This is a genomic window from Burkholderia sp. S171, assembly GCF_009766085.1.
GTDB lineage: Bacteria > Pseudomonadota > Gammaproteobacteria > Burkholderiales > Burkholderiaceae > Caballeronia.
This window is the reverse complement of the sequence record NZ_LMUF01000009.1, coordinates 1-26,054: the sequence shown is the minus strand read 5'-3', so window position 1 is coordinate 26,054 and position 26,054 is coordinate 1. Positions and strand designations below refer to the sequence as shown.

Genomic DNA, 26,054 nt, shown 5'->3' with positions numbered 1-26,054 from the left:
GCTTGACACGGAAAGTCATATCAGAAATGACGTGCCGCCACGCACAGTGGCTAACAGTGATAAAGAGAAAATCCGACTCTCGCAGACCACTAACACCGAAAGCAGTAACCCGGCATTGACTCGGATCACTAACACTGAAAGCACCAACCCGAATTGACCCAGAACCGCTAACGCCAGAACCACCAAAACCCAACCCCGTCCACCGGCGCGAGCGAAAACCTTCAGGACTCTACGTCTTCCAGGCTAAACAGCTCTGTCTGGTCATTGTACGAAAACACCTCCCCGTAGCGTCCCCAATTGATCACCGAATCCAGCGTGTCTTCCGCGGCGCCATCGGTCAGAAAATCCTCCAGTTCCTGTTCGAAGCGCACTCGCGGAGCCCGGTGTCCCGGGCGCTCGTTCAACACCTTCTTGATGCGCGCCGCCAACGGCACATGCTTCAACAGATGCTCGGCAAACATCATCTTGCGTTCATGCGTACCCAAGTCGGCGAACACATGCGCCGACGGCGTCAGGTAGATATCCCCTTCGCGCAGTTCGGCGAAACCCAGGTGCTGCAACATTTCCGCGATCGGGAACAGGTCGTCCACTTCCAGATGCAGCGAACGTGCGATCACCGGCATGTCCGCGCGCCCGTTGTACGGAGCAGCCGCGAGCGTTTCAATCAGGCCGGCCAGCAGGTTGGTCGAAACATGCGGTAAGCGGCTGCCGAACTCTAGGGTCTGTTTCGTTGCCCCTTCGGATTGGCGCGCCGTCATCTTGGCGTAGATTTCATCGACGAGAGATCTGAACGCCGTATCCAGGCGATTGCGAGGATGCTTGAACGGTACCTGGATCTCAGCAATCACCCGGCCCGGATTCGACGACAACACCATGATCCGGTCGCACATGAACACCGCTTCTTCAATGTTGTGCGTCACGATCAACACCGACTTGATCGGCATCTTGCCCTGCGTCCAGAGGTCGAGCAGGTCGGTACGCAAGTTCTCGGCAGTCAGCACGTCGAGCGCGGAGAAGGGCTCGTCCATCAGCAGCAACGTGGGATCGACCACCAGCGCGCGAGCGAAGCCCACGCGCTGGCGCATCCCGCCGGAGAGTTCGCGAGGGTAAGCGTTTTCGAAGCCATCCAGCCCGATCAGATCGATCGCTGCAAGTGCTCTAGCGCGTCGAGGCGCAGCGCCCACGCCCTGCGCTTCCAGTCCTGCTTCCACGTTCTGAAGCACCGTCAGCCACGGGAACAGCGCGAAGGTCTGGAACACCATCGCAACGCCATCGGCGGGGCCTTCGAGCGGCTTGCCTTTATAGGTGACGTCGCCGGTGGTCGGCTCGATCAAGCCCGCGATGATACGCAGCAGTGTCGACTTGCCCGAGCCAGAGCGCCCAAGCAATCCGACGATCTCACCCTCGCGCAAGGAGAGGTTGACGCCGTCGAGCACGAGCAGGTCGCCCTGGCTTTTCTTGAAGCCGCGCGACACATCCTTGACGTTCAGGATCTCTTGGGTAGCACGGGGAGCAGCGCTCATCGGCGTCACGGGGGAGGCCACGTTGAAGTCTGAGTTTGGCATGGAGAGGGATCCTCAATCGACTCGAAGCCTGGCTTCGGCAAAGGTGAACATGGGGCGCCACAGCAGGCGGTTGAAAAGCGTGACGAACAACGACATGACGGCGATGCCCAGGATGATCTTCGGATAGTCGCCCGCAGCAGTGGTCTGCGCGATGTAGGCGCCAAGACCATGCGCGGCCACCTTCGTGTCACCCCACTGCACGAACTCGGCGACGATACTGGCGTTCCACGCGCCACCCGAAGCGGTAATCGCACCCGTCACGTAATACGGGAAGATGCCCGGCAACATGGTCTGGCGCCACCATTGCCAGCCACGAATCCGGAAGTTAGTGGCTACCTCGCGATAATCATTCGGGTAAGCCGTCGCGCCCGCGATCACGTTGAACAGGATGTACCACTGCGTACCAAGCACGATGAGCGGCGACAACCAGATATCCGGGTTCAAATGAAAACGGACAATCACGATCACGAAGATGGGGAACAAAAGGTTCGCGGGAAAGGCCGCCAGGAATTGCGCGAGCGGCTGCACTTTTTCGGCGAGCGCAGGGCGCAAGCCAATTATTACGCCGAGCGGAACCCAGATCACCGACGAGATCGCGATCAGGATCACCACGCGCAGTAACGTGATCAGGCCGAGCACAAACACATGGCCTACTTCATGGAGATCCACGCCGGTGCGCACAAAGCTGACCACGCGCCACACCACATAAAGCGTGACCGCGATGACCACGATGCTCCAGACGATGTCGCCGATGCGTGACGGCGTCTTGCGCTTCGTCATACGCAAATTCGCGCGATCGAACGAGGGCATGCGCAGCGGGATGCGCGCAACGGTGGCGAAGACCCAGCCGGCCGGCACGAGCAAGCGGTGAATCAGATGCGTGCGTCGAACCAGACCGAGCACCCACGACTCTGGAGCCACACCGGAGCTGGTTGTTTCCATGCGGAACTTGTCGGCCCAGGCAACGAGCGGACGAAACAGCAGTTGGTCATAACCAAGGATCACCACGGTCATCGTCAGAATGACCCAGCCAACCGCGCCCATGTTCTTTTCGGTAATCGCCTGCGCGAGGTATGCGCCTATGCCCGGCAGCGTGATCGTATTGTTGCCGACCGTGATTGCCTCAGAGGCAACGACGAAGAACCATCCGCCGGACATCGACATCATCATGTTCCAGATGAGGCCGGGCATCGAGAAGGGGACTTCCAGTTTCCAGAATCGTTGCCATGCGGTCAGGTGAAAGCTGCGAGCGACTTCCTCCAGGTCTCGTGGCGTGGTGCGCAACGACTGGTAGAAGCTGAACGTCATGTTCCACGCCTGGCTCGTGAAGATCGCGAAGATCGCCGCGCATTCGGCACCCGCCACGCGCGTCGGAAACAACGCGATGAAGAACGTGACCGTGAACGAGATATAGCCCAGGACAGGGACCGACTGGAGGATGTCCAGGATCGGTACGAGCACTTTTTCCGCCCGGCGGCTCTTGGCCGCGAGGGTGCCGTAGATGAGCGTGAAGATCAGCGAGGCGATCATGGCGGCAAGCATCCGCAATGTTGTGCGCAACGCGTATTCAGGCAGGTTCGACGGCGCGAGCGAGATCGCTTGGGCTTTAAGCGTTGCGATCGGCGCCATGGTCTGATGGAAGCCGATGGCCGCCATCGCAATCACGCAGATGATCAGGGGGAACGCGACGAAGTCCCATCGATTAGGCAAGAGCCGCCAGGCAGACGCGTTAGCCGTGCGGTTCAGGTTGAATCCGAAGTCCATATATTCTCCGAACAGCTATGCTTGAAAACATTGACGGCGTGCCCTTTTAGCGTCGAGCCTTGAGTGCCGTCATGCATTGATTCACCGATGCAGAGCGTGCGCGCGACAAATCCGGACACGATTTGTCCGGGTAATTTCGACCGTTCTTTCTGGACGGCCCGACACTACTACAAACCGTGTTTCAGGCACAACCTCGGAGGCGTAACTTGTCCATTTTTGCCGGGCGGGCTGAGGTTATAGCGGTCATATGCCGACGATCACACCCGCGAGCGCAGCAGCGGAATGCCGGGAGTCGCGTCAATGTCTGCTTGATGCTTGGGTGCGCGAAGGTGCGCGAAGGGCTTGTCGGCTGTTTGAAGGCTAAGGCGCAATGGAAGTATTTCGTTTCCCTTACGGATGCCTGGAAGATGGATTGCATGCGGCTTAGTCCTGGCGGCAGCGCGCACGTTGCCATAGCGCCGCAGTGAGAGTCGCCTGGGCTCTAGTCAGGGCATGGCTCGGCACCATGTCATGTCAATTCAACAAAGTTAGTTATGCTTTGTTTGCAGAATAATTTACTGCAATCACTGAGGCATATAAAAAACCGCGCTGGTTTCCACCACAAGCGGTGGAAACCAGCGCGGTGAAGCCACCAGGCTCCCGCCTACAATCAGGCGCTCATGTGCAGATCGCCGTTGACGCCCGCCGGGAAGAATCCGCCCTGCGTGACTGCCGCACTGTTCAGGTAGACGATGTTCAGGACATTCGGGTAATTGCGGCTGAACGCGAGGCCATTCGAATCGAGAGGCACGATGTTCGAGCTGCCAGCCGTCGCTCCGGAAATGCCCTGGTCATCGTTACCCACGTTGTCGAGCGCGTTGCGTGCAGCAGAGATTGCATTAGCCGCTGCGATAAGTCCGAGCGACGGCGTGGCAATGCCTTTTGCATACAGCACGGTGCGTACAAGACCGGCGTGATAAGCCTCGGCGGCGAGAATGCCCGCAGCAGCTGACAAATAGGTCTTGTTTGTGATCAGCGGCGCTGCACCCTTATAGGCCGTCACACCGACATCTTCAAAAATGAAGGCGGCAAGCAGGAAAGTTTCATCGTTCAGATACGGATCGAAAGCAGTTCCCGCAGGGACCAGTCCGGCCGCCTGCGCCGCTTTGGAGAAAGCGCCCGTCGGACTCTGGTATCCGACGTCGAGCGCAGGCATGGCGACCGCCGATGCACCCAGCGCCGTGCGCAGGAACGTGACGTGTTCGAGTTCGTCTTTGGCGATCTCGTTCGCATACGCCTGGACTACCGGGTCGGAGAAGGTCACTGCATGGCCCGGAATCACGGTACCCGGGGTACCCGCACCACTCATCAGGCTGGCCGGAAGGCCCGCACCGGTCGTTGCATACGCGTAGAAGGTTGCTTCGAGATACTCGAGGTTGAGCGCGAAGTTGAGTATTTCCGGATCTGTCGGGCCACTGCTTTGCGCCGATGCGCCCGAGGAGCCGCCACCGCATGCGCCGAGGATCGTTCCGCCGACGAGTCCAAGACCGACGCCCCCTGCGCTTCTGAAGAATTGCCGGCGTTTTGCGAGCTTGTCGGCCCGCTGCACGAGCACATCCATGACCTTTGAATCTTCTGACATGATATCTCCTGAACCGTTCTGTAAACTAACCGATACGGCGACTGCGCCCGATGAAAACCAGAGGCGGAAAAGCAGCGGACAGCAGACGACGAGGCGCCAGGCGAGCTGCCTGTGTCAAACGTGAGTCGCGAACTCGTGACGAAGCACGACGCGGAGCAGCAGGGCTGATCCGGCGCCTCTCGTGTCACGTACGAATGGATACGCATGCGGACCGCGAGACGGATGCGTGCGCGATCAAAAATATTTCGAGTGATTACCCGGTGGAGGCAGCGAAACTTTTCAGAGGGTCGTTTTGACGGACTGCGAAGACATGATCTGGCATTCGATACCGATGGTTCGATACCGACGGTTGCGCGACATGCTGATGCGGGCTAGCGCAGGTGCTTATGGGGAGAAGACGCTCAGACCCGCACCCAGCACGCCGGCCACAGAGACTACTGCGGCAATGCCGCACACAAGCCACAGGTAGATGCCGCGAGGCCGGTGCTGAGGCGGCAGCGCAGTCACGCTAAGCGCGATCAGCAATCCCACCACCAGCGGCAGCATCAGCGCGTTGACAACCTGCGCGGCAACATTCAACGAAATAAGGTTGGGCGCCAGCCACACGATGGTCGCGCTTCCAACGACCGAAGCCACATACACCCCATAGAACCATGGCGCACTCCCGGGCCGGTCTTCAAGTGAGCGCTTGTATCCCGCCACCTCACCCAGCCCCCACGCCAGCGATAGCGAGCACACAATGGCCGCCACCATCGATGCCCCAAGGACACCTGCGCTAAACAGAAAACGTCCGACGCGCGGTCCTACGGCGGTTGTCAAGACATCGCTGATTTCACCCACGCTTTGAAAGGCATGCTGATGACCGTCTCTCGACAGCGTTGCCGCCACCGCGACTAGGACCGCTGCCGTGAGCAACTGCGTGAGAACCGCACCGGCTGCAGTTTCGATTCGGGCTGCAGAATAGTCCTGGGCGTCCAGCTTTTTATCGGCGACCGCGGCCTGCTGATAGAAGATCATCCAGGGATTGAAGGTCGCGCCAATCAATGCGGCCGCGAGATAACCGTAATGATGGTTCGAGAGCGGAAGTTGGCTCATCTGGCGGAACATGCCCGGGATATCCGGGTGGGCATGCCAGGCGACCGCAAAGAATGACAGCTCGAAAGCGCCAATGACGATGGCGAACTTGTCAACGCGTTTGTGCGAGCCAGTGAACACAATGCCCACCAGGAATGCGGCGGCCAGCGGCAACGTGATGGACCGCGAGACGCCGAACATCTCTCCTATGCCGGCGACGCCGGTGAACTCGGTCACCAGCGAGCCGAGCACGGCGACGCCCAACCCGACCGCCGAGATCCATGCCCATGCGGGACCGAAGTTCGCGCGAACCAGTTCCCCATGACCCTGCCCGGTGAAAATACCCAGACGGACGGTAAGTTCCTGGACCATATACAGCAGGGGGATGAGCGCCAGCAGCACCAGCAGTAGCTGCGCTCCCCATTGCGCGCCGCTCTGCGCCGCCGTCACCACGTTTCCGGCGTCGCAGTCGGCGAGCATGACAAGCAGGCCCGGCCCCCACAGGGTGAGCCAACGCAGACTGGGCGAAGCCTTCGGTTTGAGCAGCGAGGAACCAGTCATGCAGTTTGAAAGGAAGCGAAGGGTGGCGGGGGTGACTGATTGTATCGATATTTAGGTCATTCCAATTCCGCGCGTCGCGTCCTTCAGCGGTGCTGGGTTGTGCTGATGCTCCTGACGAACGCCAGGATCGCGGCATCGAGCATGGCGGGGCACTGACGGTGCGGAGAATGTCCGCAAGCCGGCAGCTTGGCGAGTTGTGCGTGTGGCACGTGCGAGGCAATGGCGTCGATCTGCGCCATCGTTCCGTACTCGTCTTCGTGTCCTTGCACGGCGAGCAGAGGGCGCCGGATGGAAGACAGCCGGTCTGTCATGTTCCAGTGCCTGAATTCGGGATTCAGCCAGATATCGTTCCACCCGTAGAAAGCGGAATCGACATCGGCGTGATAACGCGACAGCCTGGTCCTCAAGTCGCCTTGCTTGTAAAGAGCCGTTGCCTCAGAGATCGCCTTGACGGACACATCTTCAACGAATACATGCGGCGCAATCGTAATCACGCCACCCAGCGCGTCAGGAAATGCCGCCGCATAGAGCAACGCGATAGAACCGCCGTCGCTATGGCCGATGACCCACATCCGGGCACGTTCGGCGCTATCTATGCCAAGGACGTCGAGCAATGCCGGCAGAATGTCATGAGCCTGCCGTTGCATGAAATCGACCGGCCATTTCACGTCAGCGCTACGCGGAGTCGAGGCGCCATAACCCGGTCGCGAATAGACGAGGCCACGGAACCCCAGTTGTTCGCAAAGCTTCTGCGGCCAGTCCTTCCACATGGAAATGGAGCCAAGCCCTTCGTGCAAGAAGACGGCAACAGGTGCATCGGGCTGGTCGGCATTCAACCATTGATACTCAATCCGAAGCGATTCCCGGTCGTCCGTCGCGGGCAGATCGGCGAAGCGGATCGCAGGGGGGTATTGGTCTAATCGGTCCATGACTCGCAGCCAGGCAAGGGAGGGGAACGTTCAGGCATCGAGGGCCGGTTCGCGTAATTTGAACCGCTGGATTTTACCAGTCGCGGTTTTCGGCAGGTCTTCAGCGAACAGGATCTCACGCGGGTATTTGTGAGGCGCCATCCTGGCCTTGACGAACGCCTTGAGTTCGTCGGCGAGTTCGTCCGTTGCCGCAACACCGGGTTTGACCACTACGAACGCACGCGTTTTAACGAGGCCGTCGCGCGTAATGCCGACCACCGCCGCTTCGAGAACGTCATGATGCTGCATCAGGACCATCTCGACTTCGACAGGTGACACGTACTGGCCGCTGACTTTCAGCATGTCATCGCCGCGGCCTTCGTAGACGTAGTTTCCATCGGTTAATCGACGATATTTGTCGCCGCTCCTGAGCCAGTCGCCAAGGAACGTTGCCCGGGATTTCTCGCGGTTGCACCAGTACATGAGCGCGGCGCTCGGGCCTCGGATGTACAGGTCGCCGATCTCGCCGTCCGGCACCGGATGGCCGTTTTCATCGCGCAGTTCGACTTCATAGCCGGGCACGGCTGTGCCGGTTGTCCCGTACGCGACATGACCCGCCCGATTCGACAAAAAGATGTGCAGCATTTCTGTAGAGCCGATACCGTCGAGGATCTCGCAGCCCGCATGAGCCGCAAAATGCTCGCCGATCTCGCGCGGCAACGCTTCTCCCGCTGACGTGCACATCCGCAAACGGAGATCGGCGCGCGCCGGCATGGCAGGCGATGCGAGCATGTTCGCGTAGAGCGTGGGTACGCCGCAGAAAATGGTCGGCTTGTATTGCGTGAGGCGTGAGAAGACCGCCGCCGGCGTGGGCCGCTCGGCCATGAGGAGCGCTGTTGCGCCGACCGAAAGAGGGAAGGTCAGCGCGTTGCCCAATCCATAGGCGAAGAACAGCTTGGCTGCGGAAAACACGGTATCGTCTTCACGAATCCCCAGTACTTGCTTCGCATAGAGTTCAGCGGTCCAGTAAAGGTTGGCGTGCGTATGGACGGCGCCTTTAGGCTTGCCCGTTGAGCCTGACGAATACAACCAGAATGCAATTCCATCAGCATTGCTTATGAATGGTGCGTGCTGCGGTTCCGCATCGGCGACCAGACGTCCGAACACACGTTCGCCTGGGAGATCGTCGTCTTGTGCGTGGGAAACGATCAGCGCGCAGCCTTCATTGGAAGTGTCGGCAAGTGCCTGCGCAATGGTCGGAAGCAGCGACCCCGACGCAATGACCGCGCGGGCCCGGCTGTGATCGAGCATGTACGCGTAGTCCGACGGTGTCAGCAAGGTGTTCGCGACAACGGGCACCACACCCGCATACAACGCGCCGAGGAACGCGACAGGCAGGTCCACGCTGTCGAGCATGACCAGCAGGATGCGCTCCTCAGGATGAACGCCCAGCGCGCTCAGGACCGAAGCAAACCGGCGCGCGCGATCTGCCAATTCGCCATACGTCGTGGTGCCGTCATCGTCTATGTACGCAATCTTTTGCGCCCGAGTTTCGTTCAACGTGAACAGATGCGTTGCGAAGTTGAATTTGACCGGCGGGGCATTGGTGGCCGGTTGTCCGGCTGCCGCGGGCGGCGCAATGATGGCGTCCATGGTGTCTCCTTCCTGATAATGGGGCGACGCCTATGCGCCGGACGGATGCCGTGCGCCATGCGTTCGGTTTTGTCTGATGCGCAAATGGTCTCGGGCCGGTGACGCGTTGAACGGCGGCCGCTAACCCTCAGCGCTTTACTTCAAATTTCGTATTTGCCGGTCGATTCCGTGAGCGCTTCGATAGAAGCGGCAGGTCCCTGGATTGCCGCGCGTCGATGATAAAAATTAAGCGCGCGAACTCCGCCGAGTTCCTCACCGCCTCCGGCGCGTCCCGGACCGCCATGCAGCGACATCGGCATGACGTTGCCGTGACCGGTCTGACTCTGCGCGACTGAGGGCGAGATGGCATGGACGCGGCCGTGCGTATCGGCGAGTTCCAACGCAATGCGAGCGAGACGGGCGTCATCGTTCGAATACACCGAAGCGACCAGCGAGCCCTGGCCGCGCCGGGCCAGTTCAACCGCTTGAGATTCTTCGAGCAGCGCGTTACCCGTCGTGATGTCATAACCACACAACGTAGCCACGGGACCGAACACTTCGATATCGTGGACACGTACCGCGCGGCTTGCGTCGTCGATCACGAAAAGATGCGGCGCGATACACGCGGCAATAGCCGGATCGGCATCCACGAGTTGAACCTGTGAACCGTCGAACGCCAGGCGCGCTTCTTCGCGCAAGGACGCGATGCCGGCACGAACCGCGTCGTATTGTTCGCGGCTGACGAGCGAACCCATCCGCACGGAGTCGTTGCGCGGGTTGCCTACGCTTACGCCTGCGAGCTTCGCACTCAGCGCGTCGGCCGCTGCGCTCAGATGCTGCTTCGGCACGAACGCGCGGCGGATGGCCGTGCATTTCTGGCCCGACTTGACCGTCATCTCGCGCACGACTTCCTTGATGAACAAGTCGAACGCGGCGGTGCCCGGAGCCGCATCGGCTGCGAGGATGGCGCTGTTGAGGCTGTCAGCTTCCACGTTGAGGCGGGCGCCGCGCGCGACGAATGCGCGATGGGCGCGCAGCGTCGCGGCGGTCTCCGCGGAGCCGGTGAACGACACGACATCGAACGTTTCGATCTGGTCGAGCAGGCCCGCCGAACTGCCGCATATTACCGATAATGCGCCGGCCGGCAAGATGCCGGCATCCACAACGTCGGCCACCATGCGCTGCGTGAGCCACGCCGTCGCGGTAGCGGGCTTGACGATGACCGGCACGCCCGAAAGCAGCGCGGGCGCAGCTTTCTCCCATAACCCCCACGACGGAAAATTGAACGCGTTGATAAAGAGCGCGACGCCGCGCGTGGGCGTCAACACGTGCTGCGATCTGAAGCTCTGATCCTTGCTAAGACTCACGGGCGAGCCGTCGCGCAACGCGTGCACGTCGCCCAGCGTGGCACCCAGTTTCGCGTAATAAGAAAGCGTGAAAATGCCGCCGTCGATATCGACCGCCGAATCGTTCTTCGTCGTTCCGGAATTCGCGAGCGAAATGGCGTAGTAATCATCGCGACGCGCTTGCAGCAGCTTCGCGACTTCCGACAGCAGCGCGGCACGAGCGGCGTAGGTCAAGCCGCGCAATGCCGCACCGCCGGAGGTGCGCGCATAGTCAAAGGCGCCGCGGAGATCGAGGCCATCGCTGGAAACGCGGACCAGCGCTTCTCCCGTGACCGGGTCGGTGAGCGTCGTGCCGTCGCCGTTGCCCGCGACCCATTCGCCTGCGACGTAGTTTCTTAATAGTTCGGCCATTTAAAAGCCCTTCGTGGTCATTGATCGAGCGACTTGAACCGAAGCACTTGCTCAGGCCGCGTGCTTCGTGAATTCGATCGCTCCCTCGGGCAACAGATAAAGCACGAGCGCGTCGCCCCCGGCTACGGTCGGCCGATGTGCGCTGCCGGGACCGTACACGCACCAGCCGGCGGCGTGGCCATCGAACGTCGCGCCTTCGGTCAGCGGCACGATCAGGTCGATCTCGCCGTTCGGATGCACATGGTGGGGGCCGGCGATGTCGTTCATCTGCACGACATCGACGGAAAAGCCGTGGGTATCGGGTAGCGCTTTGAAGATGCGCCCGTAGCGAATCCCGGCCGCTTCTCGCTCAGCAAGCCAGCCTTCCTGCACGCCAGTGCGGCACGCGCTCGCGAGTTCGGTATATCCCGTACTGCCTGCCGCATACTCGGCGTTCAGCCACGTTTCAAGCTCGGCATCGAGTGTCCGGGAGGCGATCCTTACCGTCACGCGCGCAATCAAACCCTGGAACTCGTTGGGGGACATGCGTATCTCCGTCGCGCTAAAGCGCTGTTCATCGTTAGCCACGCCGATCTCCACGATATTCGCGGCGACGGGTCAGCCTCTTGGTACTTGGGTGCATTAAACTTAGCTTGCAACACAATGCATGTCAAGCACTATAGTACATATATGCACCTTACCGAGACTTATAGATATGAAGCAAACCGCCGTTTTTCAGCCTGCTGAGGGCGGAGATCAGAGTGCGGACGTCGAAAAAGGACGCGAGAGCCGCGATCCTTTCCTGGTAGGGATGGGTGAGCGCGTTCGTTTGATGCGTGCGCGTCGCGGACTCACGAGAAAAGCGTTGGCGAAAGAGGCTGACGTGTCCGAGCGATATCTGGCGAACCTGGAATCGGGCGTCGGCAATGCTTCCGTGCTGTTTCTCCGGCAGTTGATGAAAGCATTAAACTGCACCTTGGCGGAAATCGTGGGGGACGAAACCACGTTGACGCCGGACTGGATGCGCATCCGGGAGTTGTTGAACGGCCGCGATCACGACACCCTCAAGCGCGCGCGGATAGCGCTGGAAGAGATGCTTGCCACGGCCCCGCAGGACCCGCATCGGCTGGAAAGGATTGCGCTGATCGGCTTGCGCGGCGCGGGCAAATCCACGCTCGGCCGCATGCTTGCGGACGAACTGAAAGTGCCGTTCGTCGAGATCAACCGTGTGATTGCGCAACTAGCCGGCTGCCCGCCGTCGGAGATTCATGCGCTATATGGAGCAACGGCTTACCGTCGATATGAGCATCGCGCGCTCGAGGCGGTGATCCAGGAGCATCCGCGTGCGGTGATCGCGTCGCCGGGTGGCCTGGTGTCCGAGCCGGCTACGTTGAATGCGTTGCTGACGCACTGTTTTACGGTATGGCTCCAGGCCACGCCTGAGGACCACATGCGCCGCGTAGTAGCACAGGGGGATCTAAGGCCGATGTCGGGTAACAAGGAATCCATGGATGACCTGAAGCGCATCCTGGCCGGGCGCAGCGAGTTGTACGGCCGCGCCGACATGACCTTCGATACCAGTGGAAAGTCGCTGGCGGAATGCTATTTATCGCTGCGAGACCGGCTGGCCGCACGGCTTGCGTCCGAATAGCAGTCGTCTGCTCCTCCGCATTAACCCGATAAGAGCATTAAAATGCTTGATGTGATCTGCGTGATGCACTATCGTACATAAATCATGTTCAGTGTACGAAGGAGACATTCATGGCAGTCGCGCAATCAGCGGAGCAGGCAGGCATTAACGGCACCCCCCCCGCAGGCCAACCGGCCGTAACCGCAGTACAGGCAGAAACCGTCGCGGCGCCAGCCGGCCGGCGCGTCGATTACCGCACCGAGCCCGCCCGTTACAAGCACTGGTCGCTGACGTTCGACGGCGCCGTGGCGACGCTCGGCATCAATATCGCCGAAGACGGCGGTATTCGTGATGGTTACAAGCTGAAACTCAACTCCTACGACCTGGGTGTCGATATTGAATTGCACGACGCTTTGCAGCGCGTGCGCTTCGAGCACCCGGAAGTGCGCACGGTCGTGGTGACGAGCCTCAAGGACCGCGTGTTCTGCTCGGGCGCCAACATTTTCATGCTCGGCCTTTCATCGCATGCGTGGAAGGTCAACTTCTGCAAGTTCACCAACGAGACGCGCAACGGTATTGAAGATACGTCGCGCCACTCCGGTATCAAATTCCTCGCAGCGGTCAACGGCGCGTGCGCCGGCGGTGGATATGAAATGGCGCTCGCGTGCGATGAAATCTACTTGGTCGACGACCGCTCTTCGTCTGTTGCGTTGCCCGAAGTGCCGCTGCTCGGCGTGCTGCCCGGCACTGGCGGTCTCACCCGCGTGACAGATAAACGCAAGGTTCGCCACGACCGCGCCGATATCTTCTGCACGATTGTCGAAGGGGTACGCGGCGAGCGCGCGAAGCAGTGGCGTCTGGTCGATGAAGTCGTGAAGCCGAACGTATTCAAGGAAACGGTGCAGGCCCGCGCGTTGGAACTGGCCGCGCAAAGCGACCGGCCTGCTGGCGCGCAAGGTATCGCGCTAACGCGTATAGAGCGCACGGATCGCGACGATGGCCTGAGCTATGCGACCGTCGATATAAGCATCGACCGTGCTCGCCGTACCGCAACCTTTACGGCGAAAGCGCCGTCGGTGAATCCTCAGTTGAACATAGACGAAATCGTCGAGGCCGGCGCCAACTGGTGGCCCCTGAAGTTCGCTCGCGAACTCGACGACGCCATCCTGTGCATGCGCACGAATGAACTTGATATCGGCACCTGGATCTTCAAGACCGAAGGCGACGCACGCACGCTGCTCGCCGCCGACGCCACACTTCTCGCGCATCGCGATCACTGGTTCGTGCGCGAAACCATCGGCATGTTGCGCCGCACGTTGGCACGTATCGACGTCTCGTCGCGCACGCTGTTCGCGCTGATCGAACCGGGTTCATGTTTCGCCGGCACCTTCGCCGAACTCGCGTTTGCTTGCGACCGCAGCTACATGGCCGCATTGCCGAGCAACGAAGACGAAGAACCGGTGCTGACGCTATCGGAAGCGAACTTCGGCCTCTACCCGATGATCACCGGCCAGTCGCGCCTCGGCCGCCGTTTCTACGACGAATCGCAGCCCATGGATGCCGCGCGCCAGCAGATCGGACAGCGGGTGAAACCGGTCGAGGCGGAGCGTCTCGGTCTGGTCACCGCGTCGCCCGACGATATCGACTGGGCCGACGAGATCCGCATTGCTATTGAAGAACGCGCGGCCATGTCGCCGGATGCGCTCACGGGGCTTGAGGCCAACCTGCGCTTCAACGGAGTAGAGACGATGGAGACGCGCATTTTCGGGCGTTTGTCGGCCTGGCAGAACTGGATCTTCAACCGGCCGAATGCGGTGGGCGAGAAGGGCGCCCTCAAGGTGTACGGCAAAGGCAGCAAGGCGCAGTTCGACCTTAATCGCGTCTGACGTTTCTGCTGTCCGGTCCTGCTCATTCAACGCTCGCAACCGCCACGGTTTCAAGGAAATAACCATGTCCACGATTAACTACAGCGAAAAAATCCCGAACAACGTCAATCTCGCCGACGACCGCACGCTGCAGCGCGCGCTCGAACAATGGCAGCCCAACTTCCTGTCATGGTGGGGCGACATGGGTCCGGAAGGATCGCCGAACTACGATGTGTATCTGCGTACGGCGGTGAGCGTGGACGCCAGTGGCTGGGCTCATTTTGATCACGTGAAGATGCCGGACTACAGGTGGGGTATTTTCCTCACGCCCGGCATTGCGGATCGGCAAATCAGCTTCGGCGAGCACAAGGGCGAAGCGGCGTGGCAGGAGGTCCCGGGCGAACATCGCGCGAACCTTCGGCGCATTATCGTGACGCAGGGCGATACCGAGCCTGCATCGGTCGAGCAGCAACGGCATCTGGGACTCACGGCACCGTCCATGTACGACCTGCGCAACCTGTTCCAGGTCAACGTGGAGGAAGGGCGTCACTTGTGGGCCATGGTGTACCTGCTGCATCGCTACTTCGGCCGTGACGGTCGTGAGGAAGCCGAAGCATTGCTGGACCGTCGTTCTGGCGACGAAAACAATCCGCGCATTCTCGGTGCGTTTAACGAACGCACGCCGGACTGGCTGGCGTTTTTCATGTTCACCTACTTCACGGATCGCGACGGCAAGTTCCAGTTGTCCGCACTCGCCGAGTCAGGCTTCGACCCGCTCGCACGCACGACAAAGTTCATGCTGACGGAAGAAGCGCATCATATGTTCGTGGGCGAATCGGGTGTCTCGCGGGTGATCCAGCGGACCTCCCAGGTCATGAACGAACTGAAGACCGACGATGTCAACAAGATCCGCGCGGCCGGCGTGATCGACCTTGAAACCCTCCAGCGCTATCTGAATTTCCACTACTCGGTGACCATCGATTTGTTCGGTGCGGACCACTCATCGAATGCGGCGACTTTCTATAGCTCGGGCCTCAAGGGCCGTTACGAAGAAACCAAACGCGACGACGATCATCAGTTGAACGGCCAGAGCTACAAGCTGCTCGACGTTCAGGACGGCAAGTTGGTCGAGCGCGAAGTGCCCATGCTCAACGCCATGAACGAAGTGCTGCGTGACGACTACATCCGGGATTCCGTGGCGGGGGTCGGACGCTGGAACAAGGTGCTGGAGAAGGCGGGTATTGACGTTCGGTTGACCGTTCCGCACAAGGCGTTCAACCGTCAGATCGGCACCTTTGCCGGCGTGCGCGTGGGACCCGATGGCCGCGTGGTCAACGAGAATGAATGGAAAGCGAACGAGGCGAAATGGCTGCCGACACCGGAAGATCGTGCGTATGTGGCCTCGCTGATGGGCCGCGTGGTTGAGCCAGGCAAGTTCGCCAACTGGATCGCACCGCCGGCGATGGGCATCAATCGCCAGCCCGTCGATTTCGACTACGTGCGCTTCAACTAAGCAATTCAGCAGGTGCGTCGGGACCGCTACGGAACCTCGTTGCGGTCCCGGTGCAGATGGAGATAACAATGAACGGTCCAGCCCCCATGGAAGTCCTCAGGCAGCATCTGATCGACCCGGAAATCTGCATTCGCTGCAACACGTGCGAAGAGACCTGCCCGGTCGATGCGATTACGCACGACGCTAACAATTACGTCGTAAAGGCTGAGGTCTGCAACGGTTGCATGGCGTGCATCTCGCCGTGCCCGACCGGCTCTATCGACAACTGGCGAACGGTGCTGAAGCCGCAGGCGTATAGCATTGAAGAGCAGTTCACCTGGGACGAACTGCCGGCGCAGAACACCACGGCAAGTGCTGCGTTGGATAACCCCGCTCCGCCCGGTGCTGATACCGACACAACCGATAGCCCTGATGAGAGTCCTGCGGGCATCGACGTGGATACGGTGCGTGGTTCAACGCTGCCACCCTGGTCGGCAGCCAAGCCGTACGTGAATTTGTATACGCACAAGCTGCCGCTGGTTGCGACAGTGGTGGGTAACTACCGGCTCACCGGCGAGTCCACCGCCAGCGATATTCATCACATCATGCTGGATTTCGGCACCACGCCATTTCCGGTCGTCGAAGGCCAGTCGATCGGCATCTTGCCGCCGGGCGAAACGAAAGACGGGAAGACGCATCACGCTCGTCAGTACTCCATTGCAAGTCCACGCGATGGCGAACGCGAGGGGTATAACAACCTGTCGCTGACGGTCAAACGGGTGACGCAGGATCATCGCGGCGATGAGGCGGACGGCGTCTGCTCGAACTATCTGTGTGATTTGAAGAAGGGCGACAAGGTCAATGTGATTGGTCCGTTCGGCAGCACGTTCCTGATGCCGAACCATCCCAACTCGCATTTGCTCATGATCTGCACGGGCACAGGATCAGCCCCGATGCGCGCGATGACGGAATACCGGCGGCGCAGGCGGTTGAAGGGTGCGACCGGCAAACTGATGCTGTTCTTCGGCGCACGGACCAAGGAGGAGTTGCCGTACTTCGGACCGCTCGTGAATCTGCCGAAGGATTTCATCGATACAACCCTGGCGTTTTCACGCACTGCAGGCCAGCCGAAGCGTTACGTCCAGGACGCCATGCGCGAACGCGCGGCGGATGTCGGGCAGATGCTGCGCGACGACAACACATTCATCTATGTGTGCGGGCTCAAGGGGATGGAAGATGGCGTGCTGCAGGCGCTGCGGGATATTGCCGAGCAGCACGGCATTGAGTGGGATCCGCTATGGCGGGCGCTCAAGCGGGAAGGGCGTTTGCATCTCGAGACCTATTGACTCGCCGAACCATGAACGCCCGCTCACTGCGGGCGTTTTGCATTGGGTCCCTCGCTTCTCGTGAGCGAAGTCGTCAAGATCACTTATTGATTCGGTTCACAAATCAATAACGTTAATTGAAAGAATAAATCAAAACTGTTTGCCGGGCGATACTGTCTCAACCAAAAAAAGAGACGGAGACAAGATGAACGGACTCGCCTTGACCGACGAACGTTTGCCCCTGTTCGGCGTTCGGCTCGACCTGCGACGAGCCGCATGCGGCACCTGAAAAACCTGGTACTCGCAGTCGCTCGACTACGCGCCTTGCCTGTTGAACACCTTGGGCTGATTCGCACCGCCGAGTCATACCGAACCGAGATCCTTTAGCAGTCGTCATTCGACGCCCGACATCCCCTCGACGAAGGGGCGGGGAACCGCTTTGCATAAAAAAACCTGACGGAGACAACGCAATGAAAAAGAAATGGATCTGTGGCGCCGCGGCATTGGCTATATCGGCGATGGCTGCCCCATGCACTTACGCGCAAAGCAGCGTCACGCTATACGGCATTATCGACGCCGGCATCACGTACTTCAGCAATCTGAATGGGCACGGAACCTTTGTGGCGAACGACGGCTCGATCCAGTCGAATCGATGGGGGTTGCTCGGCAGCGAAGATCTTGGCGGCGGCGCCAAGGCTATTTTCCAGTTGGAGAACGGCTTTAATTTGTATAACGGCACAATGGTCCAATCCGGCGTGTTGTTCAGCCGCCAGGCATGGGTAGGCCTCACCGACACCACGCATGGCACGCTCACGCTCGGCAAACAATACGACTTCTTCTGGGACAACCTCACGCAGTTCGCGATGGGGCAATACGCCGGGCAATACTCCTGGCATCCCGGCGATTTCGACCATCTGGCCGGTACCTTGCACATCAACAACGCGGTCAAGTACAAGTCGCCAACCTATTATGGTTTCTCTTTCGGCGGCCTCTATGCGTTCCCTTCGCAATCCGTCACGGCCGGGACCGGACGCGTGATCGCGTTCGGCGCGCGATACGACGGTGGTCCGTTCCAGGCGGGCGTCGCCTACACCGATACCCATGACCTCGGTCTCAACGCGCCGACCCAGGCGGGCACCACGTTGTTTCCGAACCTATCGGGAGCTCCGGTCGTGGCCACGAGCGTCAGCACGATCGGCGCGGGTGCGAGCTACCGGTATGGACGCAGCCTGACGCGGCTGCTTTTCACCGATACCCACTTTCGCATCGCCCGCGATAACGGCTCGATGCCGACCTACGAGATCAACGAGGTGTTCCAGTTGACCCCGGCGACGACCTTGATGGGCGGATACTGGTACAGCAAGCTTGGCGAGCAGAAGTTTCAGAACGGGACGCTATTGCTTGACTATGCGCTGTCCAAGCGCACGGACGTGTACACCAGCGCCACCTACTTGCGGGTATCGGGCGGCGCGGCGCCGGTGGTTCTCGGCGGTGGCTCGGCACCCGTGTTTTCCAATGGGGTGTATGTCGGCTCGGGAGATTCGTCGACGGCAATCCGGATCGGCGTGCGCACGAGGTTCTGAAGCCGACGCATTAAAGCCAACGCAGCAAAGGGCTTCAAGAAGGAGGGCTTTCGTCGAACGATGATTCTCGATCAACGAAGGCCCTTTGGTTCGGCAGGGTCAGTCGGCCGGCCGTTTGTCGGCTAGCGCGCGCTTGCATTCATCGAGCACGCGCAACACGAGCTCTGATTGATAGTTGAGGTCGTCGCTGTCCAGGATCTCTTCCACGGCATCGCGAGCCCAGTCGGCATCCACGAGTTCCGAGTGGCGCTGGGCGAGATCGGCTGCAATGGCCGAGAGCTTCGCGATGGCGAGCCATTCAGCTTGGCGCTTGTGCCTGTCCAGCCATTTGTGAGCTGCTTGTACGTGGAAAGCCGCGGTGGGCCAGGAACCGTTCAGATAATAAGCGCCGAGGCTTCCGCAGGTGAGCCAGCAGAGCAATTCCACGCGGTCGGTCGGGCTGAGATTGTGGCGTACATCGTTCATGGCGGCGCTCACGAAGATGATTGACGTGTGCCGGACGTTCTGATTCCGGCATGAAAACGATAGCACGCCACGGTGCAATGCGGAATCCTCCAATTTGCGCCGTGTGTTCGCGGGCGAACAGGCTTGGCAACGCGCTTGGCGGCTGCTCGCCGAGCGCGCTGGGGCGCCGCCCTGCGCGCTTTCGCGCTGCGGTGATGGACCGGGTGTTTGAACGGGCCGCCTTTCTCAACGCATGGAGCGTCTCGCCTTCACTCACGGATACTCACCCGGTCATACGCTCGGTTCCTGCCGATGTAACGTCTGCAACGTAACACCGGGTAACGCCGGGCGACACACGCACGCTCCCAGCATCGTGAGGCAGCGCTTCAAGACGCCATCGCCGCAGTAATTTCTCCATAAGACGACTGCAGCCGGTCGATCTTTTCCCGCAGATCGTCGAGCCGGTAAGTGGCATTGTTGGCCAACTCCCGCACGCTTTCCAGTAAATGCTCGCACAAGGCGGAATGCCGGGCCGCCATTGAATCGAACATCGATGCCTCCGGACCTTCTGATTGACCCGCTGCGGCCGTGACGTGAACCGAAGGCGCCCTTCGCTGGGCGGTCCTCAGTCGTTCCGTCACTGCGGCGAACTTCTCGACAGGGCCAATAGCCGTGCAAATGGAGGCGTCGACTTCATCGAGTGCGGCTTTCAGGTCGAGCGCATTCTCTTCAATCGACAGCGTCAGTCCTTCCACCCTTTGTGGCGTCATGTAACCCCTTCTCGCGAGGGTTTCACTTGCATTGACAATCGCGGTGGTGATCGCCGATACCGCTACGCGCTCCGTCGCAACCCGGCTTTTGAGGTCGGTGCATTCTGCAAGTACTTCATGGAAGGCACTCAGGTGTGTCTCGATCACTGGAGTATTTAGCATAGTGATAATCATGGGTGGACAAAAGGTATTGGAATGACCGGATCTAGTTAGGCTAATTAAGCACTAAACGTGCCAATTATGAAGAGAGATTTATCGGTGAGCCGTTGCGAGATCCGACGCTATCTCGTACGGCCAGACAGGAGAAGGAAACAATGTGTCTGAATAGATCCCGTTTCGGACACTTCAGCAATTTCGGTTAATTTTTCTCATTCGAAGACATTTGTTCGTATCGAAACACAAGTATTTCCGATTTGATGGCTCACAACGTTTAACCCTTCGAAATAGATTTTTGACACGTTGCAGCGTATAAGCCGTTTCCGCGTAGAGTCAAAAACACTCTTTAGTCAGCGCCATGGCGTGTATGGAAGAAATGGGAGTCTCTCCATTTCTAAAAATGCGCAAATAATTCACAGCAACAGGAAGATTATGCAAATGGGAAACGATTAAACAGCTTGCATGTTTGTCTTGCTGGTTAAACATGCGTTGTGTCGAATATATAAAGAGAATCAATCGCGAAGATCGTTGCACATTTTGTCGCATCTGGAGAAATGACGCTGGGATCGCTCTGAGGTACGGAGCACCTTCTGCGCTGGCGGAAAGCGAGCTTTTCCCCGTTGAAAAAGTGACACGGAGCGGCCCTTATGGATTTGTCGCCCGGCTATATACATCGTGATTTCAAACCAAAGCGCATAGTGATGCATCTATTGGTAAAACCCGGCGCGATCCATTGCATGGTTCGTCCGCTAGCGTGATGAGTTCCATGTGAAAATCGGGTAATTAAAGTCAGAACTTGAAACAATATCGTTAATTAATAATGAAGCAGGCAAGCCGTATTTAAAACCTCAGACAATTAACCTGCATCGTTAAAATCACGATTGCAGCTTCAGTGATTAAAAAAACGCGCGCGCCCCGCTGGAATATTGGCATCGGACTGTGCTGGCTTGCAGGCAACTCGTCCATCAATCCCGAAGATCGCCCAACCAAGGGTTCGACACCCGAGCCCGTTCCCCTTTATCGTGTTCAACACGGTCGCGGGCGCCGGTGCCTGAGTGTTATCCATGAGAACTCTGCAAACACTTGCGCGACCAACGTGAATTGGGCAAGGATCGTCCTCTTGGGGTTTAGCTCGCGCGGGTACCGCCTGTCTCCCACTTCATCCACCTCATCCAAGGAGCGGAAAATCAGCTATTCCAGCATGTGCCGGGTATATCGACGACGCGGTCGCGGACTCAGTGGAGAACGCAACCAATGACGCAGCGCGTGCGTGCAATCTGGCGCCTCGCGACGCTATTCGTGCGAGAAAGCCGCGCGACGTCCGCCGCCGACGCCCCGATCCATCGCGTCCTGCGCTCGTTCGCCGCCGGTGTGCGAAGCCGTGGCGCCACCAGCCTGGCTCAGCGGGTTCCAGTATTGCAGAACCTGTCCGGTGTGCTAACCATGGCGTCGGGCCTGCTGGCGCAACACCCGGGCTTGGCCGAGACAGCCGTGCGTGTCGCGCTGGCCGAATTGGATGCGCTCAAGGCGCCGCTGGAAGACGCGCCGCTGCGCCAGGCGCTTGCGGCTGCGTTGCCGCCGGGACGGGCTGCCGCGTTGATCGATGTGGATGCCGAGCCTGAACGCTGCGGGATAGCGCAGCAGACGCATCGTGGGCGGATCATGCTTGATTCGCCCTCTCGTATCGATGCAAACGCGCCGCCGGTCGCTGTCCGAATCACCTTGATCCGGACCGATACACGCACTGAACTGGTGCAAGACCTGGATGTGGCGAACGCGGCGGCGCGCCTGGCCGGCCGTTTTTCACGTGAGGTTCGGGAGCAAAATGTTGGCGCGCTGATCGCACGCCTGACGGAGTCGATTACCGGCATGCTTGATTTGCGCCAGCGGGCGGCCGATCAAAGCTTTCTGCGCTACCGGTTGCGCGAAGTGAACAAAGACTCACGCGTCGTCGTGCCCGAAGTGCTCTGGGATTTTTGCAGCGACACGGCGCTCGTCACGCGCGCCGTGCGCAGCGTGCCGCTCTCGGACACCAAAGCGCTGCGCGCCCACGGCCTGGATCCGGCCCGATTGATTGCTACGTGGATCGAGGTTTTCTTCGAGACGGCGCTCGGCGAAGGCGTGTTCCACGCCGGTCTGGAAGCGGCGGGTGCCGCAGTCAGCATCGAACCGGACACGTTCGGAGCGCTCGTGCTTGACGGAGATTCACCGCTTACGTTTTTCGCCGCGCACGAGCGCAGTTTCCTCGTAGCCGGGTCGCACGCGTTGTTGAACGGCGATCACAAGGCGGCCGCGCGTGAACACATGCGGCATGGCCGGCCCGACGAACACGAGACGCAGCATGCGGTGCGTGTGGAAGCGACGTATCGGCGGGAGGCGGAGCGTTTTGCCGGCGATGCGCATCGACATCGGACCGCCGCCGATCTATTCACCGCACTGGGCAAGGGCCCGCTGGAGCACGCATTCGGCGACGCCCATACGGGCATCGCTTCCCGGGCGGCTTTGCTTGCGCGCTCGGCGCAGAGCATCGAGGAAATGGCGCGGCGGATTGCTCCGGACATTGACGTGTGGCCGATCGCGCGCCGGGTAATCATGCGTCTGGCGCTGGACCAGTTCAGCTCGCATGGGCTCGTCGCGCAATTGGCGAAGGAAGCGGTGCACTGGCCGCACGCGTTGCCGCGTGTGCCAAATCTGCTTGCGGATTGGGTGGTGCGACAAAATCGCCGGAATGCGGATTCGCGTTCCTCGCGGTAGCCGTGCTTTGATACCCCGGTCACTCGGAGCGGGAAAAACGAGGAAAAGTGCGACGAGGAACGTCTGTTGCTCGATTGATGGAACCTCAAACCATCAGGACAGGAGCGCTTAATGACCACGACGCAACCAACCACAACGCAGCGCGACCTCGATAACAGCAAACCGCTTGGGGACTCCGGCACCGGCGCGAGCGGCGGCGGCTCCGGCGGGAATTTACCGGGCGGGGCGGCAACCGGTGGTGACGCGCGGCAAGGAGTCAGGTCGGCCGACGCGCCGCAGCCATCGAGCACGAAGGCTGAACCCGGTGAGCCTGACGGCCGCAATCTCACGCAGCATCCAAAGCAAACTGCTGAAGTTCCGCTAGGCAGTGGCGACACGCCCGAAGCGAGTGGCCGTGGCGGATTCGGGTCGCATAGTTCAGAGCCGGAAGGGGTATCGAAACCACGATCAGTGGATCCGATGCCCGCAACCAACGACAAGGACGACAAGCCGTCGAAGTAATGAGCTAATAGGCTAATGGGCGCGGAAGCAACAGCGCCCGTTCGATGCAAAACGCGTTACGGCATGCCGCCGAGCGATGGTGAAATGATGCTGCCGGGCGGAAGGTCGTCCGGTGCAGCATTGTTCGCTGTACGCGATGACACCGGCGCGTGACTCGTGCTACACGAATCAACTGAATCCTGCCCGATACATCGTTGAAACGCATCAGCGACGGCGCTGTCCGAAAACGTATAGACGGTATGGTCGACCAGCACTTCTGTGTCTGAAAGACGGCTTGCGGTGATCGTCATGAGGTTCTCCCTTGTGAAAGAATGCACCCTGAAAATCAGCATCAACCGCGCCCGACCTGTGAATCTGGCCTGAAAACGAGGCGACAAGGAAACCATCAAGCCGTAAAAAAACTGGCCGCACTTTTCAGCACGGCCAGTCGTTTTTTCACGCAACCTGTGGCGTTCAACTTAACGTTGCCGTGCCCAGATCGCACCGAGCACGAATCCGATCGCACCCGCTACGAGCACACCATTGATCGGCTTCGCAATGACCGCCTCACGAACTTGGTCGATGGTCTCGCCGTAGTTGAGCTGAATCTTGCCGAGCACCTGGCGCGCCTTGCCTTCAGCCTGCGTCGACGCGTCGCCCGTCAAACCGCCGACCGCATCCTGCACCTTGCCCACGACGGTTTGCGCCGCGCCTTCTACCTGATCCTGCACCATGGTGCCTCCCGTTCTAGTTGAAGCGGTTTAACGAACAATCCGGGTAACCGGAGCGTTCATTTGAGCAGGGATCGTGCCCAGGCGGCGGGTCGCCTGACGCGTTCGTCCTCAAGCCGTGCCGATCAGGCGCGCGACAATGCTGATGAATTCATCGATGGAAAGCGGTTTCCGGTGGAATTCCAGGTGCGGATGCGTCACCGTCGGCGTGCGCACGGCGGCGCTGGAGAGGACGACGGGAATGTGCGCGAGAGTGTCGTCGGCGGCGAGTGCGTGGCATAACGCAACGCCGTCCATGGCGGGCATCATCCAGTCCGTGATGATCAAATCGGGCGGATTGGCGCGCACTGACTCAAGCGCCAGCAAGCCGTTTGACGCCGTACTGACCTCGTATCCTTCCATCTGGAGCACGAGCCGCCAGGTGGTCAGGAGGTCAAATTCATCGTCTACGACGAGGATCTTTTTCATTTCTGCGTGCCGGTATCCGGGCCGGACAGCGTAAGCGGAATCGTGCCGCGCGCCGATAACAAGGTAGTCGTGCCGATGAAACCGTCCGTGAGATGCAAGCCGTTTTCATCGATGACGAAGCGGCGGATGGACGGATCGTGGGCGCTTTCGCGCTGCTTGATGATAGAGACGATCCGATACAGCGACGTCGTTGTCTCCACGTATCGCATCAACACGATATTTTCCGTCATCGCCGACGCGCGGATCGAGCCCCCATGTGCCATGTCGGCATAAAGCGGCAGTTCCTCCGTGAGCAGCGTCGTGATGCTTTCCTGGCGCAACCGGTGCGTCAATGCGTTCAGGAACAGCCCGAAACGCTCCATGCGGTTCGCTGAGTCGTGGAAGCCTTCAATTCCGTCCACCACCAGCCGCGACGCGCCCGCGCGCTTCACCACCGAAATCAGCTCGGCCGCGAGTTCGTCGATGGCCAGTTCCACCGCTGGCCGCCACTCGACGATCAGGCGACCGTCGGCGACTGCATCGGCAAGATGGATCGACACGGATTCCGCCTTGGCGACCAGCCGCTCCGGCGATTCGTAAAACCCGAAATACACGCAGCGCTCGCCGTTATCGACACCGGCCTCGAGGAATTTAAGTGACAGCAGGGTCTTGCCGATCCCCGATGGCCCGATCAGCGTCGTGGTCGAGCCTTTCACCAGGCCGCCGCCGAGCATGGTGTCGAAGTCGGGGAGGCCGAACGCGAGTTTCGACTTCAGGTCCGGCGCCCCTTCAAGCAGCTTCGCGCGTGCTTCCAGGCGTGGGAACGTGACTAGGCCATCGGCGGTGATCTTGAAGAAATGGCGTCCCAGCAGATGATCGCGCCCGCGCAGCTTATGCACTTCGATTTCCCGCGCGCGCCGCATGCCGGTGGCGAAACGATTGAGTTCGACCAAGCCGTCCACGAGCGTGTGTTCCGGATGCGGCTCGTTGCCCGAGAGCGGCGCGAGGATCAGCGTGGTGCAGCCCGCGGCCGCCACGAACGCACTCAATTCGTGAATGAACTGCGACAACTCCAGCTCGGTGGAACTGAATTCGCGGGCGCTGCGAAAACCGTCGATCACCATGAAACGGGGGCGGTTTGTCTTGATGGTCGACGCGATCAACGCGAGGAAACCGTTCAGGCCGTCGCGCATCAGTTCGTGGTAGCCGGAGACGAACAGCATTTTGTCCGAGATAGCGTCGGCGTTGTAGAACGACAGCCCTTTCAGATGCGACAGCAGCTTTGAATGCGACTCCGCGATCAGCGTGATGTACAGCACCGAGTCACCCTCGGCCACGCGATGAAAACCGATCTGCGTGGACAGGATGGTTTTGCCCGCCCCCGCCATTCCTTCGATCAGATACAGGCCGCCCTTGATCAGCCCGCCGCCGAGTATGTCGTCAAGTCCTGGCACGCCCGTTGTCACGGTGTTCGGGTCAGAATCGGTCTGGCTGGATAGAGTGGCTTGGTTGGTCA

At 59.9% G+C, this 26,054-nt stretch carries 21 protein-coding genes; 7 read left to right on the top strand and 14 right to left on the bottom strand.

What is annotated here, in order from left to right:
- Window positions 1–221: 221 nt before the first annotated feature.
- The 8 genes from GSQ93_RS05705 to GSQ93_RS05670 all read right to left on the bottom strand — a co-directional run bounded on the left by GSQ93_RS05705 (window position 222) and on the right by GSQ93_RS05670 (window position 11,407).
- Entirely contained in the window at window positions 222–1,523 is a 1,302-nt protein-coding gene (locus tag GSQ93_RS05705) for an AAA-associated domain-containing protein (protein WP_158934661.1), read from the bottom strand.
- Window positions 1,524–1,577: 54 nt separating this feature from the next.
- Window positions 1,578–3,329: an ABC transporter permease subunit gene (locus GSQ93_RS05700; protein WP_158934660.1), complete on the bottom strand. Its 1,752-nt coding sequence runs from the start codon at window positions 3,327–3,329 to the stop codon at window positions 1,578–1,580.
- A gap of 649 nt (window positions 3,330–3,978) precedes the next feature.
- Complete coding sequence (locus GSQ93_RS05695; RefSeq protein WP_158934659.1) at window positions 3,979–4,950, bottom strand: ferritin-like domain-containing protein; 972 nt, start codon at window positions 4,948–4,950, stop codon at window positions 3,979–3,981.
- A gap of 384 nt (window positions 4,951–5,334) precedes the next feature.
- Window positions 5,335–6,585 (bottom strand): NRAMP family divalent metal transporter, encoded by a 1,251-nt coding sequence (locus GSQ93_RS05690; protein ID WP_158934658.1) that lies wholly within the window; start codon window positions 6,583–6,585, stop codon window positions 5,335–5,337.
- An 83-nt stretch (window positions 6,586–6,668) separates the two neighbouring features.
- The gene (locus GSQ93_RS05685) at window positions 6,669–7,514 is read right to left on the bottom strand and encodes an alpha/beta fold hydrolase (RefSeq protein ID WP_158934657.1); all 846 of its coding nucleotides are present in this window, start codon (window positions 7,512–7,514) and stop codon (window positions 6,669–6,671) included.
- Between the two features lie 30 nt (window positions 7,515–7,544).
- Entirely contained in the window at window positions 7,545–9,146 is a 1,602-nt protein-coding gene (locus GSQ93_RS05680; protein ID WP_158934656.1) for a benzoate-CoA ligase family protein, read from the bottom strand.
- Between the two features lie 140 nt (window positions 9,147–9,286).
- The gene (locus GSQ93_RS05675; RefSeq protein ID WP_158934655.1) at window positions 9,287–10,882 is read right to left on the bottom strand and encodes a 3,4-dehydroadipyl-CoA semialdehyde dehydrogenase; all 1,596 of its coding nucleotides are present in this window, start codon (window positions 10,880–10,882) and stop codon (window positions 9,287–9,289) included.
- A gap of 51 nt (window positions 10,883–10,933) precedes the next feature.
- Window positions 10,934–11,407: a DUF4863 family protein gene (locus GSQ93_RS05670; protein WP_158934654.1), complete on the bottom strand. Its 474-nt coding sequence runs from the start codon at window positions 11,405–11,407 to the stop codon at window positions 10,934–10,936.
- A gap of 169 nt (window positions 11,408–11,576) precedes the next feature.
- On the opposite strand from GSQ93_RS05670, the gene GSQ93_RS05665 reads away from it, so the two are divergent.
- From GSQ93_RS05665 to GSQ93_RS05645, 5 genes are all read left to right on the top strand, one after another.
- Window positions 11,577–12,512 carry a helix-turn-helix transcriptional regulator gene (locus GSQ93_RS05665; protein WP_158934653.1) on the top strand — a complete coding sequence of 312 codons (936 nt, stop codon included), beginning with the start codon at window positions 11,577–11,579 and terminating at the stop codon, window positions 12,510–12,512.
- Between the two features lie 110 nt (window positions 12,513–12,622).
- Window positions 12,623–14,377: a 2,3-epoxybenzoyl-CoA dihydrolase gene (gene boxC / locus GSQ93_RS05660; RefSeq protein ID WP_158934652.1), complete on the top strand. Its 1,755-nt coding sequence runs from the start codon at window positions 12,623–12,625 to the stop codon at window positions 14,375–14,377.
- Between the two features lie 64 nt (window positions 14,378–14,441).
- Window positions 14,442–15,869, top strand: a complete 1,428-nt coding sequence (boxB, locus tag GSQ93_RS05655; protein WP_158934651.1) for a benzoyl-CoA 2,3-epoxidase subunit BoxB — start codon at window positions 14,442–14,444, stop codon at window positions 15,867–15,869.
- A 68-nt stretch (window positions 15,870–15,937) separates the two neighbouring features.
- On the top strand, window positions 15,938–17,194 hold the full coding sequence (gene boxA / locus GSQ93_RS05650; RefSeq protein ID WP_158934650.1) for a benzoyl-CoA 2,3-epoxidase subunit BoxA: 1,257 nt from the start codon (window positions 15,938–15,940) through the stop codon (window positions 17,192–17,194).
- 449 nt (window positions 17,195–17,643) lie between these two features.
- Window positions 17,644–18,756: a porin gene (locus GSQ93_RS05645; RefSeq protein WP_158934649.1), complete on the top strand. Its 1,113-nt coding sequence runs from the start codon at window positions 17,644–17,646 to the stop codon at window positions 18,754–18,756.
- 99 nt (window positions 18,757–18,855) lie between these two features.
- Here the strand turns inward: GSQ93_RS05645 and GSQ93_RS05640 are convergent, their stop codons facing one another.
- On the bottom strand, window positions 18,856–19,221 hold the full coding sequence (locus GSQ93_RS05640; protein ID WP_047845755.1) for a hypothetical protein: 366 nt from the start codon (window positions 19,219–19,221) through the stop codon (window positions 18,856–18,858).
- 365 nt (window positions 19,222–19,586) lie between these two features.
- Window positions 19,587–20,132, bottom strand: coding sequence for a hypothetical protein (locus tag GSQ93_RS05635; RefSeq protein ID WP_158934648.1), 546 nt, complete (start codon window positions 20,130–20,132; stop codon window positions 19,587–19,589).
- Window positions 20,133–21,380: 1,248 nt separating this feature from the next.
- Here GSQ93_RS05635 and GSQ93_RS05630 point away from each other — a divergent pair.
- Window positions 21,381–22,880 carry an AarF/UbiB family protein gene (locus GSQ93_RS05630; RefSeq protein ID WP_158934647.1) on the top strand — a complete coding sequence of 500 codons (1,500 nt, stop codon included), beginning with the start codon at window positions 21,381–21,383 and terminating at the stop codon, window positions 22,878–22,880.
- A gap of 111 nt (window positions 22,881–22,991) precedes the next feature.
- A complete protein-coding gene (locus GSQ93_RS05625; RefSeq protein ID WP_158934646.1) occupies window positions 22,992–23,381 on the top strand; it encodes a hypothetical protein in 390 nt (129 codons plus the stop codon).
- Window positions 23,382–23,437: 56 nt separating this feature from the next.
- Here the strand turns inward: GSQ93_RS05625 and GSQ93_RS05620 are convergent, their stop codons facing one another.
- The 4 genes from GSQ93_RS05620 to GSQ93_RS05605 all read right to left on the bottom strand — a co-directional run bounded on the left by GSQ93_RS05620 (window position 23,438) and on the right by GSQ93_RS05605 (window position 26,004).
- A complete protein-coding gene (locus tag GSQ93_RS05620) occupies window positions 23,438–23,671 on the bottom strand; it encodes a hypothetical protein (protein ID WP_158934645.1) in 234 nt (77 codons plus the stop codon).
- 168 nt (window positions 23,672–23,839) lie between these two features.
- Window positions 23,840–24,094: a CsbD family protein gene (locus GSQ93_RS05615; RefSeq protein ID WP_158934644.1), complete on the bottom strand. Its 255-nt coding sequence runs from the start codon at window positions 24,092–24,094 to the stop codon at window positions 23,840–23,842.
- A 108-nt stretch (window positions 24,095–24,202) separates the two neighbouring features.
- Complete coding sequence (locus GSQ93_RS05610; protein ID WP_158934643.1) at window positions 24,203–24,559, bottom strand: response regulator; 357 nt, start codon at window positions 24,557–24,559, stop codon at window positions 24,203–24,205.
- On the bottom strand, window positions 24,556–26,004 hold the full coding sequence (locus tag GSQ93_RS05605; RefSeq protein ID WP_254073770.1) for an ATPase domain-containing protein: 1,449 nt from the start codon (window positions 26,002–26,004) through the stop codon (window positions 24,556–24,558). Before GSQ93_RS05605 ends, GSQ93_RS05610 begins: the two co-directional genes overlap by 4 nt.
- Window positions 26,005–26,054: the final 50 nt, after the last annotated feature.

Bases quoted from the DNA above. Each gene is read 5' to 3' on its own strand.
- GSQ93_RS05705 (WP_158934661.1), bottom strand. From the start codon at position 1,523: ATGAGCGCTGCTCCCCGTGCTACCCAAGAGATCCTGAACGTCAAGGAT.
- GSQ93_RS05690 (WP_158934658.1), bottom strand. From the start codon at position 6,585: ATGACTGGTTCCTCGCTGCTCAAACCGAAGGCTTCGCCCAGTCTGCGT.
- GSQ93_RS05625 (WP_158934646.1), top strand. From the start codon at position 22,992: ATGACCACGACGCAACCAACCACAACGCAGCGCGACCTCGATAACAGC.
- GSQ93_RS05675 (WP_158934655.1), bottom strand. From the start codon at position 10,882: ATGGCCGAACTATTAAGAAACTACGTCGCAGGCGAATGGGTCGCGGGC.
- GSQ93_RS05620 (WP_158934645.1), bottom strand. From the start codon at position 23,671: ATGACGATCACCGCAAGCCGTCTTTCAGACACAGAAGTGCTGGTCGAC.
- boxB (WP_158934651.1), top strand. From the start codon at position 14,442: ATGTCCACGATTAACTACAGCGAAAAAATCCCGAACAACGTCAATCTC.
- GSQ93_RS05680 (WP_158934656.1), bottom strand. From the start codon at position 9,146: ATGGACGCCATCATTGCGCCGCCCGCGGCAGCCGGACAACCGGCCACC.
- GSQ93_RS05640 (WP_047845755.1), bottom strand. From the start codon at position 19,221: ATGAACGATGTACGCCACAATCTCAGCCCGACCGACCGCGTGGAATTG.
- boxA (WP_158934650.1), top strand. From the start codon at position 15,938: ATGAACGGTCCAGCCCCCATGGAAGTCCTCAGGCAGCATCTGATCGAC.
- GSQ93_RS05700 (WP_158934660.1), bottom strand. From the start codon at position 3,329: ATGGACTTCGGATTCAACCTGAACCGCACGGCTAACGCGTCTGCCTGG.
- GSQ93_RS05615 (WP_158934644.1), bottom strand. From the start codon at position 24,094: ATGGTGCAGGATCAGGTAGAAGGCGCGGCGCAAACCGTCGTGGGCAAG.
- GSQ93_RS05685 (WP_158934657.1), bottom strand. From the start codon at position 7,514: ATGGACCGATTAGACCAATACCCCCCTGCGATCCGCTTCGCCGATCTG.
- boxC (WP_158934652.1), top strand. From the start codon at position 12,623: ATGGCAGTCGCGCAATCAGCGGAGCAGGCAGGCATTAACGGCACCCCC.
- GSQ93_RS05670 (WP_158934654.1), bottom strand. From the start codon at position 11,407: ATGTCCCCCAACGAGTTCCAGGGTTTGATTGCGCGCGTGACGGTAAGG.
- GSQ93_RS05695 (WP_158934659.1), bottom strand. From the start codon at position 4,950: ATGTCAGAAGATTCAAAGGTCATGGATGTGCTCGTGCAGCGGGCCGAC.
- GSQ93_RS05630 (WP_158934647.1), top strand. From the start codon at position 21,381: ATGACGCAGCGCGTGCGTGCAATCTGGCGCCTCGCGACGCTATTCGTG.
- GSQ93_RS05665 (WP_158934653.1), top strand. From the start codon at position 11,577: ATGAAGCAAACCGCCGTTTTTCAGCCTGCTGAGGGCGGAGATCAGAGT.
- GSQ93_RS05635 (WP_158934648.1), bottom strand. From the start codon at position 20,132: ATGCTAAATACTCCAGTGATCGAGACACACCTGAGTGCCTTCCATGAA.
- GSQ93_RS05645 (WP_158934649.1), top strand. From the start codon at position 17,644: ATGAAAAAGAAATGGATCTGTGGCGCCGCGGCATTGGCTATATCGGCG.
- GSQ93_RS05610 (WP_158934643.1), bottom strand. From the start codon at position 24,559: ATGAAAAAGATCCTCGTCGTAGACGATGAATTTGACCTCCTGACCACC.